14 protein-coding genes are annotated in these 19,624 nt (G+C 43.8%); 9 read left to right on the top strand and 5 right to left on the bottom strand.

Annotation, left to right across the window (positions count from 1 at the left end):
• Positions 1–24: 24 nt before the first annotated feature.
• On the bottom strand, positions 25–897 hold the full coding sequence (locus DLM75_RS07815) for an acyl-CoA thioesterase (RefSeq protein ID WP_118967838.1): 873 nt from the start codon (positions 895–897) through the stop codon (positions 25–27).
• A 572-nt stretch (positions 898–1,469) separates the two neighbouring features.
• On the opposite strand from DLM75_RS07815, the gene DLM75_RS07800 reads away from it, so the two are divergent.
• From DLM75_RS07800 to DLM75_RS07775, 6 genes are read left to right on the top strand one after another with little or no spacing between them, the layout of a single operon-like run.
• Positions 1,470–3,257, top strand: a complete 1,788-nt coding sequence (locus DLM75_RS07800; RefSeq protein ID WP_118967835.1) for a CoA-transferase — start codon at positions 1,470–1,472, stop codon at positions 3,255–3,257.
• Between the two features lie 34 nt (positions 3,258–3,291).
• On the top strand, positions 3,292–4,266 hold the full coding sequence (locus DLM75_RS07795) for a ketoacyl-ACP synthase III (protein WP_118967834.1): 975 nt from the start codon (positions 3,292–3,294) through the stop codon (positions 4,264–4,266).
• A gap of 34 nt (positions 4,267–4,300) precedes the next feature.
• A complete protein-coding gene (locus tag DLM75_RS07790; RefSeq protein WP_118967833.1) occupies positions 4,301–9,655 on the top strand; it encodes an AAA family ATPase in 5,355 nt (1,784 codons plus the stop codon).
• A 37-nt stretch (positions 9,656–9,692) separates the two neighbouring features.
• A complete protein-coding gene (locus DLM75_RS07785) occupies positions 9,693–10,247 on the top strand; it encodes a SiaB family protein kinase (RefSeq protein ID WP_118967832.1) in 555 nt (184 codons plus the stop codon).
• A 2-nt stretch (positions 10,248–10,249) separates the two neighbouring features.
• A complete protein-coding gene (locus tag DLM75_RS07780; protein ID WP_118967831.1) occupies positions 10,250–10,624 on the top strand; it encodes a DUF1987 domain-containing protein in 375 nt (124 codons plus the stop codon).
• A gap of 27 nt (positions 10,625–10,651) precedes the next feature.
• Positions 10,652–12,127 carry an adenylate/guanylate cyclase domain-containing protein gene (locus DLM75_RS07775; protein ID WP_118967830.1) on the top strand — a complete coding sequence of 492 codons (1,476 nt, stop codon included), beginning with the start codon at positions 10,652–10,654 and terminating at the stop codon, positions 12,125–12,127.
• Between the two features lie 100 nt (positions 12,128–12,227).
• On the opposite strand, the gene DLM75_RS07770 is transcribed toward DLM75_RS07775, so the two are convergent.
• From DLM75_RS07770 to DLM75_RS07755, 3 genes are all read right to left on the bottom strand, one after another.
• Positions 12,228–12,803 (bottom strand): SH3 domain-containing protein, encoded by a 576-nt coding sequence (locus DLM75_RS07770; protein WP_118967829.1) that lies wholly within the window; start codon positions 12,801–12,803, stop codon positions 12,228–12,230.
• Positions 12,804–13,003: 200 nt separating this feature from the next.
• Positions 13,004–13,462 (bottom strand): VOC family protein, encoded by a 459-nt coding sequence (locus DLM75_RS07765; RefSeq protein ID WP_118968036.1) that lies wholly within the window; start codon positions 13,460–13,462, stop codon positions 13,004–13,006.
• A 436-nt stretch (positions 13,463–13,898) separates the two neighbouring features.
• Positions 13,899–14,978 (bottom strand): endonuclease/exonuclease/phosphatase family protein, encoded by a 1,080-nt coding sequence (locus DLM75_RS07755; protein WP_118967827.1) that lies wholly within the window; start codon positions 14,976–14,978, stop codon positions 13,899–13,901.
• 133 nt (positions 14,979–15,111) lie between these two features.
• On the opposite strand from DLM75_RS07755, the gene DLM75_RS07750 reads away from it, so the two are divergent.
• Positions 15,112–16,122, top strand: a complete 1,011-nt coding sequence (locus DLM75_RS07750; RefSeq protein ID WP_118967826.1) for a hypothetical protein — start codon at positions 15,112–15,114, stop codon at positions 16,120–16,122.
• 15 nt (positions 16,123–16,137) lie between these two features.
• Here DLM75_RS07750 and DLM75_RS07745 read toward each other — a convergent pair whose 3' ends face one another.
• Complete coding sequence (locus tag DLM75_RS07745; protein WP_118968035.1) at positions 16,138–17,079, bottom strand: alpha/beta hydrolase; 942 nt, start codon at positions 17,077–17,079, stop codon at positions 16,138–16,140.
• A 259-nt stretch (positions 17,080–17,338) separates the two neighbouring features.
• Between DLM75_RS07745 and DLM75_RS07740 the strand changes: the two genes are divergently transcribed.
• Both DLM75_RS07740 and mtnC read left to right on the top strand, forming a co-directional pair.
• Positions 17,339–18,727, top strand: coding sequence for an MFS transporter (locus tag DLM75_RS07740; RefSeq protein ID WP_118967825.1), 1,389 nt, complete (start codon positions 17,339–17,341; stop codon positions 18,725–18,727).
• Entirely contained in the window at positions 18,728–19,441 is a 714-nt protein-coding gene (mtnC, locus tag DLM75_RS07735) for an acireductone synthase (RefSeq protein ID WP_118967824.1), read from the top strand.
• Positions 19,442–19,624: the final 183 nt, after the last annotated feature.

The following is a 19,624-nucleotide window of genomic DNA, read 5'->3' as shown; positions in this document are numbered from 1 at the left end:
CTCCAAAGATCGAATATTAGAATATTAAGATATTTTTCTCGTCTTTCCGTTTCTGACTCGAACGAGATATTTTTTCAGGTGACCGTTGATCACTTCCAAATCCGCAAGTTCTCTTGCGACGGAAGCGACTTTCAGATCCTCCATCAGAATAAAAAGATACCGAAGTTCCTCAAGATGAACCTTCGCTTTCAGAATATTTTTGATCTTCTGAGAAAGAATCCGACTTCCCCACGCGCCCGCGATGGAAACCGGCAAGAGGGTTGCAACCGATCGTAAATGTTCCAGAAGTTGCACGTGATCCTTGACTCGGGATCCTTCCAATTGATTTCCGAGTTTATAAACTTTTAAGATTAGATTGTGGGCGAGTTTCCAAACTTCCAACTTATCAAAGGTTCGCACTTGAGTGGTGGACGGGGTGACTCCCCCGTTCTCCGTCTCACCGACCGGAGGAGAAGGATAGGAAGGAATTTTTCCGTCCGAAAACTTTTTTCTAAATCCTTCCGGAACGGGCACAACCTTTCGAATCGAATAATCGAAAAAAAGAACCCGAATTTTTATAAGAGAAACTTTCTCTCTTCGCTGATCCTTTGATATGCGGAAGTAGAGATCGAACGACTTCTCTCCCAAATTTTCTAAAACGACATCGATCTTTACCTGATCGTTGTAGAGCAATTCTCCCTGATATAAGATACCCGCGTTCGCGAAGATGATGCTCTTTCCGTAAATGTTCGTAACGGAAAAACCGAGATATTGGAAAAACTGCAAATGCGCTTCCATGACCAGATCCAAAATCGAAGCGAAGGAAACGTGAATATCCAAAGCAAGATCCGTTTTGCGGATCGACAACTCGGTCGAGAAGTGGTACGTTTTCGGAAATTCGATTTGGATATCAGTCATAAAGGGTTTTTTAATATTATAAAGCGAATCGGGACATAATGACTCGGGTGAAATCCGTTTCTCATCCCTTCCGATGCTCGGAACCGGATTTCCTCGCACTTTCTAAAAAGGATTTTCCTCTTTAGAGTTTCGGTTTTTAAAAGCCCGGTCTTGAATCGAAAGGGAAGCCGACTTCGAGTTGGTCTTCCGATCTCTTTCTCAATCGAGGATGAAGGAACGATCCCTACTTGCTTTACTCTGTTTATAAAATTAATTGCCCGCTGAAGAAGCTTTTTAAAAAGAAAGTTTTCATCGAGTGATTCTTTATAACCGAGGATGGTTTTTGAATTCTCCTTCAAAAAGTTCTTGCTAGAGTGCCTTCTCCAAGGAAGATCTTTCCACCATTGAGACACACCAAAATCTACTCGGTGTTTGTTGAAAAAGAATCGAAAGAAAAAACTTAGGATTTTGAAAAACTCCACATTGTCTGTAATGAATTTTCTCTTTTTCTCGTAGTACTCCGAGAAAGAAAACTCTCTGCGGATAGGAAACAAAATCAGAATATTCATACTGATCCGGGAAACATAGAATCATTGGAAGCAAACAAGAAGATCTTTACAAACCCGGATGAGATGATCCGAGAAATCGTGAAGCCCGGAATGTCGCTTCATCTTTCCGCGACGATGTCCAGACCCAACGCGCTCATCTATTCTCTTGCGCGTTGCTTTCAATACACGAGTCCGGAATTTACGATCAGCATGGCGGGGATTCATTCGAGCGCGCACGCGCTCACGATTTCCAAGATCGTAAAAAAAATGATCACAGGTTTTGCGGGCGACAACTATCCGAAACCTTCTCCGAATTCTCTCTACTCCAACCTCTTGGACGGAACTCCGTTCGAACTCGAACTCTGGTCTCTCTTGAGTCTAGTACAAAGACTGATGGCCGGAGCGATGCGTCTTCCCGGATTTATTACAAATTCTCTTTTGGGAAGCGATATGATCTTGGATAAGTTAGGCAAAACTGCTTTTCTGTTTCCGGATCCACAAAACGTTTCGCAAAATGAAAATCTTCCTTATACTCAGGATTATAAAGGTAAAAAAGGAACGGATCTAGCCTACATTCTTCCTTTAAACCCCGACTACACTTTGTTACACGCGGTCATCGGGGACGAAGACGGAAATCTTGTTCTCTGTCCTCCGAGCGGAGAAGGTTATTGGGGAGCGCTCGCGGCAAAACAAGGAGTCATCGCAACCGTGGAACGAATCGTTCCGAAAGGTTCGATTCCTCCGGAACTAGTTACCATTCCGGGAAACCGAATCGTAGGTCTTTCCGTTGCTGAGTTCGGCGCGCATCCACAATCTCTTCGCGTATTAAATCTTCCGGGAATTTCCGTGTTCGAAGGACTTTCCACCTATCTCGACGATTACGAATTTCAAATCGAAGCCAATGAAGCGGCGAACGTACCTTCCAAGGCGGAAAAATGGTATTCGGATTTCGTAAATCTTCCCGGAGGACACGCGGAATATTTGGATCGTTTGGGAAAAACTCGTCTCAGAAGATTGAAGCAGATTCCAGAGGAAAACAAGGCGCTCAAACTGGAAGACCCGAAGACGGTAAACGATTCCGAACAGATGATCATCCTTGCCGCAAGGGCGATTCAAGAATACGTAAAGACAAAAGGATACAAGACGATTCTTGCGGGAATCGGAGCCGCGCATATTTCTGCTTGGACGGCCGCTCATTTTTTGGAAAAGGAGGGAATCCAAGTGCAGGTCATCACGGAACTGGGATTCTATTCCATGAAACCTCATACCGGAGACGTATTTTTATTCAGCCAATTGCATACGAAAGATTGTACGATGTTATCGGACATCACGAGTATTTTAGGAACGGTGGTTCCGGATCATTGTCTTGGAGTTTTGGGCGCGGCGGAAGTGGATTGGTTCGGGAACATCAATTCAACCAGAACAACCAAAGGAAAATTTCTCGTCGGTTCCGGAGGCGCAAACGACATCGCGGCGAGTGCGGATTGTATCGTGGTAGCGAAAGCAAATCGAGGAAGATTCGTAAAAAAAGTAAATTACATTACTTCAGTGGGTGATCGAGTCATGGAAGCGATTTGCCAATTCGGTAGGTTTCAGAGACAACCGAACTCGGACCACGTTTTCGAATTCACACATTGGATCGCCCCTCCTTCGGACGAGGAAATGGAACCGGATGAGGCCGTTCTTCGTTATACTTCTTGGCTTCCCCCAGATGAGGACCTTACTCTTCAAGAAGAAAAACCGGTGACCGCGGAGGAACTGACCGTTTTAAGAGAATTGGACCCGGAAAAGATTTACATAGAACAATTTATGGTATATACAAGACTTCCATAATAAAATAAAATTCGAATTTACTTAGGGGAAATAAATGAGCGGAAAAAATCTAACAAGCAACGGAGTGAGAATCACCGGTTTTGGTCATTATTTTCCAGAAACGATCGTGACGAATGAAGAAATCCGTTCGCGGTTGAAATTTCCCGAAATGCACCCCGCGGAAAAAGCAGTCATCGGAAATATCGGAGTCAACGAAAGAAGAAGAGCCAATGAGAAAGAAACGCCTATGTATATGGCGGCGAAAGTGGCCGAGATGGCTCTGAAAGACGCAGGGAAAAAGCCGGAGGACGTGGATCTCTACATTCTTGCAAACTGGACCGATCGTTACTTTCTTCCCGATCTCGCCCCGCAAGCATCCAAATTATCGGGAACAAAAAATGCGCTCGCCTTCGACGTAAGTACTGCCTGCACCGGATTCGTCCACGGAGTTCAAACGGCTTCCGCGTTTTTAAGTTCCGGCAAATTTAAGAATGCGTTGGTCATCGGAAGCGAACGATTTTCCGTACGAACACGCATGGGAGGTTACGGAGAATTCACCGCGGGAGACGCGGCGGCCGGTGCCTTCTTAGAATTTACAGGGGATAAGAATTTTGGAATCATCGATTCATTCTTACAAGACGACGGAGACCTTTCCGGAATCATCGTCACAGGACCACCTCCTCAGAGTTATGTGAAGAGTTATCCGGAACTTGTCACAAATGCGGCGGATCTCACACTCAAATCCATGGATCAACTCCTGGAAAAAAACGGACTGACGATAGACGACATCGATTGGGTGGTCCCACACCCCGGAACGGACGTTGTGGTTCAAGACGTTCTCAAAAGGACGAAGTTCCCAAGAGAAAAAATTCTCATGAACTTTGAACGTGTAGGAAACACATCCGCGGCTTCCATTCCGATTGTTCTATCAGAATTTTATTATAAAGGAAAATTCAAAAAAGGAGACGTATTCCTCACTCCGGCCGTCGGCGGAGGATTTTATTGGGGAGGACTCCTATTTCGTCTCTGAAGAAAGAGAGAAAAAAACGGGAAATAAAACAGATATGAAAATTGAAGGCTATGATCTAAAAGAAAGAATGAATTCGGATTCGTCGACGGAAGTTTACAAAGCCGTTCGAACGAAGGACGGGGCGCAGGTAGTCGTCAAATACATTCCCATCCTGGACGAACTGCATCCGGCTGTCGTAAATTTGAGAAACGAATTCGAAATCTTGAATTATCTCGCTTCGGAAAAAATGATCCACGCATTTGCGATGGAAAAAATTCCGGAAGGCTTTATCCTCGTATTGGAGTTTGTTCCGGGAGGAACCCTAAAACATTTTTCCGGTAAAAAACCGGTCAACCTCAAGGACTTTTTCAAAATTGCGATCGATCTAACGGAAAGACTCGGCGAAATACATAATAAAAAGGTAATACACAAGGATTTAAAACCGGACAATATCATCTTCAATCCGGAGGGAAGCGTTTTAAGAATCGTGGACTTCGGGATTTCCACCCGTCTTTCCAAAGAAGAAACTTCCTGGTCCAATCCGAATCGACTCGAAGGGAGCATCCACTACGTGTCCCCCGAACAAACGGGAAGAATGAATCGTTCCGTCGATTACAGAAGCGATTTTTATTCCTTGGGAATCACGTTCTACGAACTCATCACCGGGAAACTTCCGTTCGAAAGCGAAGATCTTTTGGAACTCGTCCACTTTCATCTCGCGAAATCCCCCGTCGATCCTCGCAAACTCAGAATTGAAATCCCGGAAGCCCTTTCTCAAATCGTTCTAAAATTGCTTTCGAAAACCGCTGAGGATCGCTACCAGACTTCGGAAGGTTTGAAGGCGGATTTAGAAACCGTTCAGCAAAAATGGCTCGAAGTAGGAGACGTTCCCGCTTTCGCGTTAGGCTCCAAGGATTATTCGCAAGAATTTAAGATTCCGCAAAAGTTATACGGAAGAGAAGAATACATACAGTCGTTGTTAGGCGAATTCAAGAGAGTAACCGATACGGGAAGAACGAGCGTAGTATTGATCGCAGGTTATTCCGGAGTCGGAAAATCTTCTCTCGTCAAGGAAATCAACAAACCGCTCACCGAATCGAAGGGATATTTTGTTTCCGGTAAATTCGATCAATACAATCGGAACGTTCCTTTCAGCGCGATCATTCAGGTTTTTTCCAATCTGATCGAACAAATCCTAACAGAATCCCCCGAACGAATCGAAGACTGGAAAAATAAAATCAAAGATACGTTAGGAAGCAACGGAAAAGTAATCACAGACGTATTACCCGAACTTGAATTTATCATCGGCCCTCAAACCGCAGTTACCGAACTCGGTGCGCAGGAAAACGCCAACCGTTTTTATTTGGTATTTCAGAACTTCATCAAAATATTCGCAAACCAGGAACATCCTTTAGCGATCTTTCTCGACGACTTACAATGGGCGGACGCATCTTCACTGGAGTTGGTAAAAAATTTAATAGAAGACGTTTCCGTAAATTATCTTTTCTTAATGTTGGCGTATAGGGACAACGAAGTGGATTCCACACATCCGTTCTCCACTCTCGTCTCGGGTTTGGAAAAAGAAGGTTTCCGATTAGACAAAATTCTTCTCAAACCCTTGAGTCTACAGAACGTAAACGAACTTTTGGCGGACAGCCTTCGAAGTTCCGCGGAAGAGACGATGAATTTCGCCGAAATCGTTTATTCGAAGACGAGAGGAAATCCCTTCTTCATCAACGAACTTCTAAAACAATTATCCAAAGAAGAAATCATCTCCTACAAAAAAGGAGATTCAACTTTTTCAGGGAAGTGGATTTGGAATCTCGAAAAAATAAAAAACACAGACATTTCGGATAACGTTGTAGAACTTTTAGTTAGAAGAATTAAAAAACTTTCCCCTCGCACCCAAGAAACTTTAAAATTAGCGTCTTGTATCGGTAGCAACTTCGATTTAGGAGTCCAGTCCAAAATTCTGGGCGCCACTTTAAAAGAGACCGCGGCGGCCATCATGGAAACGATGGAAGAAGAACTAATCGTTCCTTACGGAGACAATTATCGATTAGTGGATTCCATGGAGGAAGTCGAAGAAAACAAAGAGAAGAACTTTCAGATCGCGAAGACGATTCTATTTCGATTTCAACACGACAGAGTGCAACAGGCAAGTTACGAATTATTAAGCGAAGATCAAAAACAATCCACTCGACTCAAGATAGGAAGAATTCTTTTAGAAAACTTGAATGAGAAAGCGTTAGAGGATTCGATTTTCGACGTTGTGAATCATTTAAACACCGGCTCTTCTTTGATTACGGAAAACGAAGAAAAAAGAAGATTACTGAAATTGAATATTCAAGCCGCGCAGAAAGCGAAATTATCCGCCGCCTATAAACCCGCAAAACTGTATTCCGAAAAAGCGAGAGAGCTTCTTTTCTCGCTTCCGGAAGCGGAAAAAGGAGACAAGGAACTTTGGTCCAAGGAATACGAGATCGCCTACTCCGTTCACAAAGAACTGGCTGAAGTCTTGTATCTGAACGGAAATTTCGAAGAATCGCAGGAGATGATTCAAACCATCTTAAAACAGGCGAAAACTCCCGTGGAACAGGCCGAAGCCTATAACTTATTGATGATAGAATATTCCGCCCAAGGAAAATTCGATCTCGCGATGCCGACGGTGATCAAAGCTCTGAAACCGCTGGGAATTGAAATCCCAACTTCGAACTTCGACAAGGTCGTGGACAAGGAAATCGAGGAAGTCAGAAAAAATTTAAAGAACCGAAGCGTTACATCACTGTTAGACGAACCGTTGATGACCGATGCGAACCATATTTGGGCGGTGAATCTTTTGATCAGCGCGATCCCGATGGCTTATAATAAAGAACCTGCCCTATTCCCTGTCATCTGCTTAAAAATGGCGAACCTTCTTTTGAAGTATGGAAACCTTTCCGATTCTTACGGTTATTCCTGTTATGGAATGGTCCTCGTAGGAAAATTATCCGATTACAAAGCCGCATATGACTTCTGTGAATTGGCCGTAAAACTCAGCGAAAAATATATGAACTCCGGCGGCTATACGAAGGCCGCTAATATTCTTGCAAACTATTCTTCTTCCTTTGTGAAACATCTTAAATTCTCCGAGGAAGTGAATATAAAATGTGTTCAGGCCGCATTAGACTCGGGGGAGTTCCTTCACGGAAGTTACGCCGCGATGAACGATGCGTCTAATGTTCTTTTTCAAGGAAAGAATTTAGAAATTCTAAAACCGAAAATCAACCAGCTCCTGAAATTCGTAAGAAAAGTAAAAAACAACCTCGCTATCGATACGATCCTGGGAACAACTTTGATTCTTTACAATTTAAGAGGGGAAACGGGCGGGCACCTCGACTTCTCATCGAACGAATATCAGGAAAAGGAATATATCGATCTTTGCAACGATCACCAGAGTTTGGCCCCTATCTGTACGTTCAAAGTGATGAAGATACGATCGTTGCTCATGTATGGAGAATACCAGCTGGCTCTTCAAGAAGCGGAGGAAGCCAACGGAATGATCTTATACCTTGGTGGGCAATATGGACCTTGGGAGCATAATTTTTTGTATTCCCTCGCACTTGCCGCGAATTATAAAAAAGTCACACCCGATAAGAAAAAAGAATATCTCAAAAAAATTCGCGAGAACCAAAAACAACTCTTGGCATTGGCGGATAGTTGTCCTGAGAACTTCTACCACAAACACTTGTTAGTCGAAGCAGAACTCGCAAGACTGGAATACAAAAACTGGAAAGCCGCAAGAACATACGAAGCGGCGATTCGAGAAGCGAGAAAAAACGAATTTCCAAACGACGAAGCGCTCGCGTGCGAAATGGCGGCGACCTTCTGGCTTTCGAAAGGAAGTATCAAGATCGCAGGGGAATTTATCAACGAAGCGTTTCATCGTTACGGACTCTGGGGCGCGAATCTAAAACAGAGTATGCTCAAGTCCAAGTATCCCGAATTCATTCGCGAACGAGGAACGGGAACGATTCGAACCCACAGAACGATTTCAACCACGACTGCTGCGGCGACCGAAGTTTATTCCGGTCAAACCTTGGATCTTCAATCCGTATTAAAAAGTTCTACTGCGATTTCCGGGGAGATCAAACTGGAAAATCTCCTCGATAAACTGATGAAGATCGTTATCGAAAACGCGGGAGCTCAGAGAGGAGTTCTCATTCTTAAAAAAGAAGGAAGGCTTTACGTCGAAGCGGAGGGATCGATTACAAAAGACGATGTAGACGTTCTCACCGGAATTCCTCTCGGCAACAGCAAGAATCTTCCGATCTCTTTGATCTACTACGTGGAACGTACGAAGGAAAACTTGGTTCTCAGAAACGCAAACCAAGACGAGAAGTTCAACAAAGACGAGTATATTAAGAATTCTAAAACTAAGTCGGTTCTTTGTACTCCGGTGATAAAACAAGGCGAGATTTCGGGAATTCTCTATCTCGAAAACAATCTTTCGGAAGGAGCGTTCACATCGGACCGACTTCAGATCATGAACATTCTTTCCTCTCAAGCGGCGATTTCCATCGATAACGCTTTACTCTATTCTAATATGGAAGAGAAAGTAAGGGAAAGAACGAGAGAGTTGGCTCAAGCAAACGCGGACCTCGGATTAAAGAATCAACACATCACTGACAGTATCACATATTCATTGAATATTCAACAGGCGATTCTTCCTTCCGAAACTCTTCTTGCAAAAAATCTAAAGGAACAATTCGTCCTCTTCAGACCGAAGGATATCGTCTCGGGAGACTTCTACTGGTTCAGTAAAAAAGAAGGATCTATTTTCCTAGCCGCAGTCGATTGTACTGGACACGGGGTCCCAGGTGCTTTAATGTCAATGATCGGAAATACATTGCTCAATCAAATCGTAAACGAAGCAGGTATCAAAGATCCGGGGAAGGTTTTGGAACATTTAAATAAGAATGTGAGACAAGCCTTAAAACAAGATTCTTTAGATACGAACTCGGTGGATGGAATGGACATCTGCTTCTGTAGAATCGAAACGGATAAAGTTTATTTTGCAGGCGCCAAAAGACCTCTCTACTTTTCCAGAGACGGTAAGATAGAAGAGATCAAAGGAGACAGACATTCGATCGGTGGAAGACAAAAAGAAGATTCAAGAACCTATACGACCCACGAAGTAAAACTGGATAAAGGAAAACCAACCATGTTTTATCTTACCACGGACGGATACATGGATCAACCGAATCCTCAAAGACAAAGAATCGCCAGCAAAGGATTGATCGCCCAATTACATGGCGTTTCTCCCCTGCCGGCCAACGAACAAAAAGAAAGACTCGCGGCCTTTTTAGACGGACATCAAGCGGGAGAATCCCAAAGAGATGACATAACTTTGATCGGATTTCGGATCTGAGCTGTACACGAAACTATAGGGAGTATGTTAAAAAGAAATGATGGAAAACAAGTCCGTAGACCTGTTTAAGCACTATAAAGAGGCCTGCGATTATCAATTAATTGTTTCCTTTAAGGGCCGACTTTCGCAGGAAGTCCTTACGGAATTCGGGTCAATGATCCGAACTTCCTTGAGCACGGAATCGAAAATCAAAAAAATCTTCGCCGTTTTTATCGAATTGGCACAGAATATGTTACACTATTCGGCGGAAAGAAGAGCTCAGGAAGACGGAAGAGAAGGTGGAGTCGGTATCATTATGGTCGATGAAAAATCGATTGGCTATAATGTTTCTTCCGGGAACCTTGTACTAAACGAGAAAATCGATTCGCTAAAATCAAAATGCGAGAAGATAAATTCTATGTCGAGAGACGAGCTGAAAACTTACTATCAACAGCAGTTGCGCTCGGACAGGCCGGACGATAGCAAAGGCGCCGGAGTCGGACTGATTGATATCGCAAGGAAGTCGGACGGACCGCTGACTTACGTTATCTCACCCGTAGACGATAAGCATTCGTTTTTTACACTTTCTGCATACTTCACAAAGGAAAATTGAGAATGGAATCTTTACATATCCAACAGACCAAAACTTCTCCAGAGGTTATTTTGGACACTGAGAAAGGAGTGGTGGAAATCATCGGAGAATCTTATCCGGAAAACGCGATCGCTTTCTACAAGCCGGTATTCGACTGGCTCAACTCCACGATGGGAAATAAGACCGCAATCCAAGTAAAATTTCAGTTGGACTATTTTAATACGAGCTCTTCGAAAGTGATCATGGACATTTTGGACTCCCTTCAGAAATATCACGATCAAAGCGGAAAGGTTAAAGTCCTCTGGTTGTATAAAGAAGACGACGACGATATGCAGGAAACCGGTGAAGAATTTTCGTCCGATCTTTCTCTGCCGTTCGAACTCAAATCCTACAAATAAGACCGCTCTTCGGCCGAGGACCAATTCATGGAACCAGCGTCTCCAGCGCAGAAGGATTTTAATTCTTTTTTTGAAAACGAGTTTCAGTTATTAAACGAAGTCAACGAAACCCTTGATAAAAAAGATTCTCTTCAGAAAGACGATCTGATCCAGGAATTAAAAAAAATCGGAGACGCTTACGAATCCCTTTTAAAACAATCTTCGAAACTGATGAAAATCGGCGATTCGACTCAGAATCGTCTGATCAAAACTCAAACCGAACTTCAAGATTCCAACCAAAGATTGGTTTCCTCTTATCAAAACCTAAAACAGCTGAGCGAGATCGGCCAGATGATCACCGCAAGTTTGGAACCGAAGATCATTCTCACTTCCGTTTATGAAAACACGAAGTCGATGATCTCGATGAACATCCTTGCGTTTGGGATTTTGGAGGAAGGTAAGAATGAGATTAAATATAAGTTCAGCCTGATCGAAGGTCGTTATACTCCCGCTCCTTCTGTGGATTCTTTGTCCGAAGAAAATCCTTCTTCCTTTTGTTATAATCAAAACCAGGAACTGATCACGAACGATCTCGAAAAAGATTTTCCACAGTATGTTTCCCCGATCCAGAAACATTTCGGGGAAAAGACCAGTTCCGTAGTATATCTTCCACTTAAAGTGGAAGAAAGATTTATCGGAATTCTTACGATCCAGAGTTACGAGAAAAATGCGTTTAACGAAAACCAACTCAGCATTTTAAGAACGCTTGCAAACTACGTCGCGATCGGAGTGGATAACGCGGACGCCTACAAAACTCTTTCCAAAAGAAACCGAGAACTCAAGGATTCTCTGGAAAAGATCAACGTGTTAAACGAAGGTCTGGAAAAAGAAAGACAGAAGTCGGAAAGCCTTCTTCTCAACATTCTTCCCAAAGCGATCGCGGAAAGATTGAAGAGCGGTGAAGGGGTGATCGCGGATTATATTCCGAACTCCACCGTTCTTTTCGCGGACATCGTGGGTTTTTCCAAACTCTCCACTCAGATCCCGACTCCGAATCAATTGGTCGAGATCCTCAATCAGATCTTCACATGTTTCGACGATATCGCGAGCAAATATCAACTCGAGAAGATCAAGACGATCGGAGATTGTTATATGATGGCGGGAGGAATTCCGAACCCGACGACGGATCACGCCGAAAAGATCGCGTTAGCCGGAATCGAAATGATTTCCGGTCTGAAAGATCTTCAGAAGTCCTGGAAATACGAATTCAATATCCGAATCGGAATTCACACGGGCGACGTAGTCGCCGGCGTAATCGGAAAAAACAAGTTCGTCTACGACCTCTGGGGAGATTCGGTGAATACCGCTTCCAGAATGGAATCCCACGGTCAACCTGGAAAGATCAATTGTTCCGAAGCTACGTATGAGGCTCTCAAAGATCTTTTCGAATTCGAAGACAGAGGAATCATCGAGATCAAAGGAAAGGGTCCGATGAGAACCTTTTTCCTTCTGGGTAAAAAATAACCTTTTCGAAAGGTATTTTCAATTTTTTGAATATTCTTGTGCTCGATCCATGATCGTCGCGTCTCCCGCACATCTTTCAGCGTGTTCGGCCTCGGAAAATTCAGGGATAAGGTTTCACGTTCGTTTCTATGATTTCGAAATAACGAAGTTTGACGAATCCGTGATTTCCCCGTTTCGTGGAGACACGAGCCCAGTCCGCCGGATCGTATCCTTTGGTTCCGAGTTGGATCAGGACAATCGCGTTTCCATATAGAATTTCGTTCTGCCGGACGGAATCCGCGATCTTCGAATCCAAAGACTCGCGTTCGCGGACATTGAGAGTATCGCCATCTTTCATCCGAACCACTTTTGTCGGAAACCAGACTTGATCCAAGGAAACCCAACCTTTGATTTTGTTTTCGGTTTCGATCTCATACGCGACCGAATCGCCTTCGAATCCGAAATTTGCAGACCTAAGAAGTTTCCCGAATGTAAGATTCGGAAGTCTGGCGACTTCCTCTGGATAATCCGCGTCGAAGGCCCCCTCTTTTGGGACGACGGTTTTATAAACAGAAATGAATTTTCTATCGAGGCTCGATAAGAGCGCCTCCGGATTAGACTCGGACGCAAAACTGCCGTTTGCAATCGTTAGGATCAGAATCGTCAATAGGACGAGAATCGTTTTTGAGTTCTTCATTTTGGAGTTTCTTCGATCGTTTCGGCTGAACTTCGATATAGACCGCGTGAGCGATCGATGCGGATTCAACAAATTGGCGTCTTAAAAAAAGAACATTCAAAAAATAGAAAATTCAATTTGTTGAATGGAGCGGAGAGCGCGGCCGCGATTTCAATCGAACTTTGATGTTCAAAAAAAAATCAGCGGCACGCCCGAAAAATCTAACGAAGAGCGGCGATTACGTCTGCCGGCGCTTGGACCAATTCCACGAGAACACCTTCGGAACAATAAGGAAACTCCTCGTTTCCTTTGGGATGAATAAAACATACGTCGTAACCGGCCGCGCCTTTCCGTACGCCTCCCGGTGTAAAACGAACTCCTTTTGCCGTTAACCATTCGACCGCTTTGTGAATATCATCCACCCAGAGTCCGATATGATTGAGTTTCGGTTCGTGCACTTTCGGGCTTTTGTTTGCGTCGATCGGTTGCATGATATCGACTTCGACCGCGAATGGTCCCTTTCCGATTCTTAGAATATCTTCGTCTACGTTTTCTTTCTCGCTTCGAAAGGTTCCCGTTTTTTCCAATCCGAGAATGTCGACCCAAAACGTTTCGAGTTTTTTCTTGTCTTCTCCGCCGACTGCGATCTGCTGAATTCCTAATATCTTAAATGGTCTCATAATCTTATTTCCAAAAATAATTCTTTCGATTCCGACCTTCTCGTCTCGAATTCTTTTTCGTATCAAAGAAGAATTTGATTCTTTCTTTTCGAAAGCAAGGTCTGAAATCCAGAAAATCCTCTCGCTTTCTCTTTGGCAACTTCATTCCCTCGAGTTGGTTTTGGCCAGTTCTTGAGTTCGAGATTCGGTCGTATTCTTCCATCCAAGACGGAACTACACGAGCCAGTTTTGGAGAAGTTTCTCCGAGCGTGCACCGGACGAACTTCAAGTCCCTTTGCAAGTTTTTTTTTCGAGTGAATCTTTTGTCGGACCAATCGAATCAGGGGAGAATTTTTCGGCTTGAGTTCCGACTTTTCTTTTTTAGAAAAAAGTAGGAACTCACACTTTTTGTAGTTTTTACAACTCCGGCCGACTTCGCCTGAGGAAAGGAATCATTCTACTTCAAAACATACGTTCCGATCTGCGGAAAGTGATCGCTGATATCCCAGACCGTTTCTCCTTGGTCCACCCGATACGCGCTCTGTCTCAGATTAGAAGAATAAAAGATATAATCGATCGTTCGATCCGGTTTTCCGATCGCCGGATCGTTCGAAAAATGAGTAAAGTATTTCGCTTTCTCAGGTCCATTCAAAATATCTAATGGAACAGCCGAACTCCAATGATCAAACAACGGCTTGATTTCTTGTTCGTCCGAATAAAAGAAAGCTCCGTTCGGATGCATCGTCTTTCGATCAAAGCCGGGAGGAAGCAGGTTGAAGTCTCCGCCTAACACCCAAGCATGACCCGCGAGATCCAATTCCTTGAGAAGCCCGGTGATCGTATCCACTTGTTTGTGCATCGTATCCGTCCCTTGGGAAAAGGCGTCCAAATGTGTGTTCAATACGGTGAACTTCTCCCCTCCTTCGATCGGAAAATCATTTTGAAGAATCGCACGTTTCAAATTGAACTGAGTCGAAATCGGATCGGCCGGCATCAACGGAAGAGAATGCCTGATTCCGTCCGAAATCTTAAACTTGCTGATCGTTGCGAGTTTCATTCCCACACTTCCGAGAATTTTCGGATGAGGTACAAATGCCGATTTCCAGTAAAAAGCCTCGCTACTGCAGGCGTAGGAGGGATCCAGTCCGGCAAGAATTCTTTCCAACTGATTTTCTTTGAAAGTATTCTTCGCTCCGTCATGCACCTCTTGCAAGAGAATCACATCCGGATTTTCAGATCGTATATAATCGGTGATTTTTTTGAGAGTGATTTCGATTTCTTCTCGAGAAGGTCCGATATCGGGACCGTCTGCGTTCGGAACGTCATACCAGAAGACTCTCTTTTTGCCAGCGAGGTATTGTATGTTCCAGACAAGAACCTTAATCTTAGAATCGGCTTTTAAAATTGGAGCGTCTTCGGCGCATTTTACTTCGGCGGGTTGCGCCTGATCTGGATGGAACGTGATAGAGTAAATAAGAATCAAAAAGGAACCGAAAAGAATTCCCAATACCGCCAATATTTTTCGAAACCAAGACATCTCCACACTCCATAAAAACGGTCTAAACGAACGTCACAATCGTTCAAAGAGAATACAAGCTACGAGAACAAAAGCGAGTGTAAAGGATTTTCTTTTTAAGAGGGTGGAATAAAACTGACTTTAAGAGCCTGAGATGAAAACAATCCTAACGATCTTATCCATCCTTTTCTTTGTACAAGTTTCCATTCATTCGGAAGAAATCGAACTCAAGATCCGCATCAAAAACGGAACGACCGGCAAAGAAGGAAACATCGAATCCCTTCGAATCATCGCGCTCCAACAAGGAATGATTCCGATCAAGGACTTAGGACCCGCAAAAGGGGACTTTGTCGTTTCCAAACTTTCCGTTCCCGACCAATCACCGATCCTTCTCCAAGCGAAGTATGCGGGGGTCAATTATAATAAGATGGTGCCTCCTGTCCCGGTGATGCGTTCCGCAGTCCAAGAGATCGTAGTCTATGAAAAGACAAAGGACAAATCTTTAGTGCGAACCAGATCGGCGATGCAGATCACAAGAGGAAAAGATTTCCTCCGCGTATTCAAAATTTTTCTCATCTCGAACAATACGATTCCACCTAAGAGTTATCAAGACGAACAAAATCCGTTCGAGATTTTTGTCCCTTCCGAGGCGACCGAAGTAATCGGACAACTCACGCAAGGAGAAGCGAGGATGGCGATTCCTCTTCAGCTCCAAGACGGACCGAACGGAAAATTTTTGGATCGTGCGATACTTCCCGGAAGTTCTGAATTACAAATTTCTTATACGATTCCCGCGAGCAATCTCTCCACCGTAACGTTTAAAGATAGAATGTTGGCGGAAAAGAGCGAAGGATTTCGCGCCGTATTTTCCAAACCGGGCGATATGAACGTTTCCTTCATCGGCGCTTCCAAGCAGGAAAAAATCGAAGAAGACGTTCCTTCCGATATGAAGGCCTTTAAGATCGGTTATCCGGCTCCTCAGTACGAGGTTTCGATTTCCGTTTCCGGAGGAGCACCCGTCATGGATATGGAAACCGAACGCGTAAATCGTAAGATCGAAAACGGAACTTGGTTCCCGACGACGGAACGATCGATTTTAGGATTAGTGGCTATTTTAGGATTTCTTTTTACTCTTTCGTTCGTATTCGTTTATAGAAAGAGTTGATGTGATTTTAGAATTCTAAACGGCGCTCTTTTTCTTTCCAACGTTCACCGTTTTTTTCTTCAGCTTCGGAGAAGAATCTTTTGAATCGGAAAGGATTCTTTCTCGTACCAAAGTTTCCAAAAACGCCTGAATATCCTGAAAGACCGGCTCTCTGTGTTCCGGAAATTCGTTCATCAATTCGTGATAAAGACCCGGATAGATTTTGATTCTTTTGTTTCTATAAATTAGATTTTTATAAAGTTCCGTTGAACCGTTCACATCCACGATTCCGTCTTCCTGACCGTGAAGAATCAGAACCGGACAACGAAGTATTCCCGCTTTCTTAATCAGCTTAGGACCGATTTCTAAAAGTTCGGAACCCATTCTGAAAGAAACCTTACCATGAACCAGAGGATCCTGTCGATAGGCCTCGATCACGTCGGGATCGTGAGAAAGGAACTGAAGATCTAGCTCCGCGTCGACTGTCGTGGCAGGCGAAATTTTGCTCAGAAAACCGGCGGCGATTTTTTTGAGCTGTTTTTTAAAATCCATTCTTACAAGGAGCGCGGGCGACGAAAGAATCAAACCCAAGATATTATCCTGATTGATTCCTTCCTGAGAATAACGAAGTGCAACCGCACCTCCCAGGGAATGACCTAAAAGAAAAAAACGATCCTTCTGTTCCCTTTTTAGAACCTCGGAGGTAAAATGGGAAAGATCACGAACATATTGATCGAAAGAATCCGCGTGCCCCCTTCTCCCTTCCGATCTTCCGTGACCTCTCATATCGAAAGAATAGAAATTGATGTCGCTCTTCGCAAAAAAACGGAGCAGGTTCGTATAACGGCTGCTATGTTCTCCAAATCCGTGATGAAAGATCAGCAAACGATTCGCGTTAGGCTTTGTCCAAGATTGACAGTATAACTTTGATTTATCGGAGCCGGATAGAATGTAGAATTCTTTGTGGTGAAAGGTCATAGCAAAAACCGAATTATCTGGAAGAAAGGAATCATCAAAACTACGGGGGTCAATCAATTATTCTTCCTTGAATCAAGAAAGATCTATTTTTCAATTCAAAGGTTGAGAAAGGAAACCGTTCGAAAGTCTATGTCTCGTTACTTACGCTCCAACAAAGGATTTTAAAATCGAAATCTCCCGATAAAGTTTCCTTGAGTTTTCCTCCGCTCTCTTCATTGTTTGGAATTCGCCGAACAAACAAAGAGACTCTGGAGAGAACATGGAAAAAAAACCCTCGGAACAAAGCCTACTTCGCTTTTTTGGGTTGGGAGAACTGGCAAATCACGGTTGGAACGCGATCCTCGCGTTTTGGATGATCATGGGAATGGCGTTCTTCCTCTTTGCGGATCAGAACCTAATCGCGCCTAACTTAAGAAACATTGGTGCTTCTTTTGGACTGAATAGTCAAGAAGACGTAGACTGGTATATAGGAGGGGTCATTCCGATTCTCTTTTTTATCCTGGGCGGAGCGGTTTCCGTGAGCATGGGATATTTATCACAAAAGTATTCCCGAAAGACTCTCATTATCTTTTCCGTCTTTTTAGGAGAGATTCCTTGTTTCCTTTCCGGGTTTGCGACGAGTTATCCCGAATTCGTAATCTATAGAACTTTGACCGGTTTTGGACTGGGCGGAATTTTCCCGCTCCTTTTCACGGTCCTCGGCGACTACTTTTCGGATAAGTCCAGATCCACCGCGGCGGCATACGTTTCTCTTTCGATGGGAATCGGACTCGGCGTAGGACAATTGTTAGGCGGTATTTTAGGAAACTCGGATCCGATCAACGGTTGGAGAATGAGTTTTATCTATCTTTCGGTTCCTTCTTTCTTTTTCGCACTCATCTATTGGATTTTTTGTAAAGAACCGATTCGAGGCGGTGGGGAAACGGAGTGGCAGGGAATTGCGGATAAATTTCCGGAAGAAAGTTTTCATCTACGTTGGAGCGATATTCGACTTCTTTTTCAAAACAAGACAAACATTGGAATCTTTCTGCAAGGAATTCCGGGTTGTGTTCCTTGGGGAGTTTTTTTCGTTTTCCTAGTGGACTATTACGAAACTTCGTATCATCTCGATAAGGCGACCGCGACGATGCTTCTCACCTACGCCGCGATCGGAGTTTTTGCCGGAACATTCTTCGGGGGAATTATCGGACAACGGATTTATAACTACAACAAGAGACTTCTTCCGATCTTTTGTATGACGAGCATCTTTCTCGGAATTCTACCTTGTCTCTATCTTTTAAAGGCGGAAACCATCGCGACCTCCGGAACGTTCATCGTCGTGAACCTGATCGCGGGATTTCTCATATCACTTACAGGACCGAACGTAAGAGCCACATTAATCAATGTGAATATTCCAAAAAACAGAAGTAGTATGTTCGCGCTGTATAATCTGACAGACGACTTGGGAAAAGGTTTGGGGCCTGCGATGAGCGCGGTTATCCTAGGTTTGACTCCCGGAGATCGTTCCCTCGGACTTTCGATTTCGGTACTATTTTGGATTCCCTGTGCATTGTTTTGGATCATGGTCTTGAATAATTTTGAAAAAGACGAAAAAGACGTACATGATTATTTGGTTCAAGAAGCAGAAAAGATAAGGGGAACCGCTTAATTGGATCTGGGACCTATTCAATTATTTTTATTCGACATAGAAGGAACGACCACGCCGATCGAGTTCGTCCATAAAGTTCTCTTTCCGTATTCCGTTCAGAAGATGGATTCTTTTTTTCAGACATCTGGATTGGAAGAAGAATGGAAAGGGAAACTTTTAGAGGAAGCGAAGAACGATACGACCTACGACGGAAAGATCGGAGAATCGGCGGAGGAACTCAGCGCCTATTGTAAATATCTCGTATCCGTGGATCGGAAGAGCGGACCGTTAAAGGAAATTCAAGGAAGAATTTGGAAGATCGGATATGAGACCGGAGAACTGAAAAGTCTCATGTTTCCCGATGTTCCCGAATTTTTAAAAAGAATTCAATCCGCACAAAAGAAGGCGGCTGTCTATTCTTCCGGAAGTGTTCAAGCGCAAAAGCTAATATTCGAATATTCCGAATCGGGAGATCTTACGAAATATTTTTCCGGTTATTTCGACACCGCAGTCGGCGGTAAAAGGGAATCCTCCAGTTATTCTAAGATCGCAAAAGAACTCGGGGTGGAACCGAGAAAAATTCTATTCTTTACGGATATAAAAGAAGAAGCGGACGCCGCGATCGGAGCCGATCTCAGAGCGGCAATTTTAGAAAGACCCGGAAATTCAAAACAAGCCGAACATTCGTATTTAAGGCTTTCCACGTTCGAAACCTTGAACCCGGCTCGCTCCTAAAATCTTTTTGAAAACATTCCGAAATCGAAGGCAGAAACAATAAGAACCCGAGAAAATAAGAGCGTATCCGAAAATCGGAACTTCTTTTTTTCAAGGAACGGAACATCTTTCGAAAAACAAAGAGAACGAAATACAAACCGCTTTAGGAACGATTCCGAATTTTCCACTGAGACTTCGGAACGA

The sequence above is a fragment of the Leptospira stimsonii genome, assembly GCF_003545885.1.
GTDB classification, from domain to species: Bacteria; Spirochaetota; Leptospiria; order Leptospirales; family Leptospiraceae; genus Leptospira; species Leptospira stimsonii.
The sequence above is the reverse complement of the archived record's forward strand: the minus strand, read 5'-3'. Positions and strand labels throughout refer to the sequence as shown.

Coding starts and splice junctions, on each gene's coding strand:
- DLM75_RS07795 (WP_118967834.1), top strand. CDS start 3,292: ATGAGCGGAAAAAATCTAACAAGCAACGGAGTGAGAATCACCGGTTTT.
- DLM75_RS07770 (WP_118967829.1), bottom strand. CDS start 12,803: ATGAAGAACTCAAAAACGATTCTCGTCCTATTGACGATTCTGATCCTA.
- DLM75_RS07765 (WP_118968036.1), bottom strand. CDS start 13,462: ATGAGACCATTTAAGATATTAGGAATTCAGCAGATCGCAGTCGGCGGA.
- DLM75_RS07815 (WP_118967838.1), bottom strand. CDS start 897: ATGACTGATATCCAAATCGAATTTCCGAAAACGTACCACTTCTCGACC.
- DLM75_RS07745 (WP_118968035.1), bottom strand. CDS start 17,079: ATGACCTTTCACCACAAAGAATTCTACATTCTATCCGGCTCCGATAAA.
- DLM75_RS07755 (WP_118967827.1), bottom strand. CDS start 14,978: ATGTCTTGGTTTCGAAAAATATTGGCGGTATTGGGAATTCTTTTCGGT.
- DLM75_RS07750 (WP_118967826.1), top strand. CDS start 15,112: ATGAAAACAATCCTAACGATCTTATCCATCCTTTTCTTTGTACAAGTT.
- DLM75_RS07790 (WP_118967833.1), top strand. CDS start 4,301: ATGAAAATTGAAGGCTATGATCTAAAAGAAAGAATGAATTCGGATTCG.
- DLM75_RS07740 (WP_118967825.1), top strand. CDS start 17,339: ATGGAAAAAAAACCCTCGGAACAAAGCCTACTTCGCTTTTTTGGGTTG.
- DLM75_RS07785 (WP_118967832.1), top strand. CDS start 9,693: ATGATGGAAAACAAGTCCGTAGACCTGTTTAAGCACTATAAAGAGGCC.
- DLM75_RS07775 (WP_118967830.1), top strand. CDS start 10,652: ATGGAACCAGCGTCTCCAGCGCAGAAGGATTTTAATTCTTTTTTTGAA.
- DLM75_RS07780 (WP_118967831.1), top strand. CDS start 10,250: ATGGAATCTTTACATATCCAACAGACCAAAACTTCTCCAGAGGTTATT.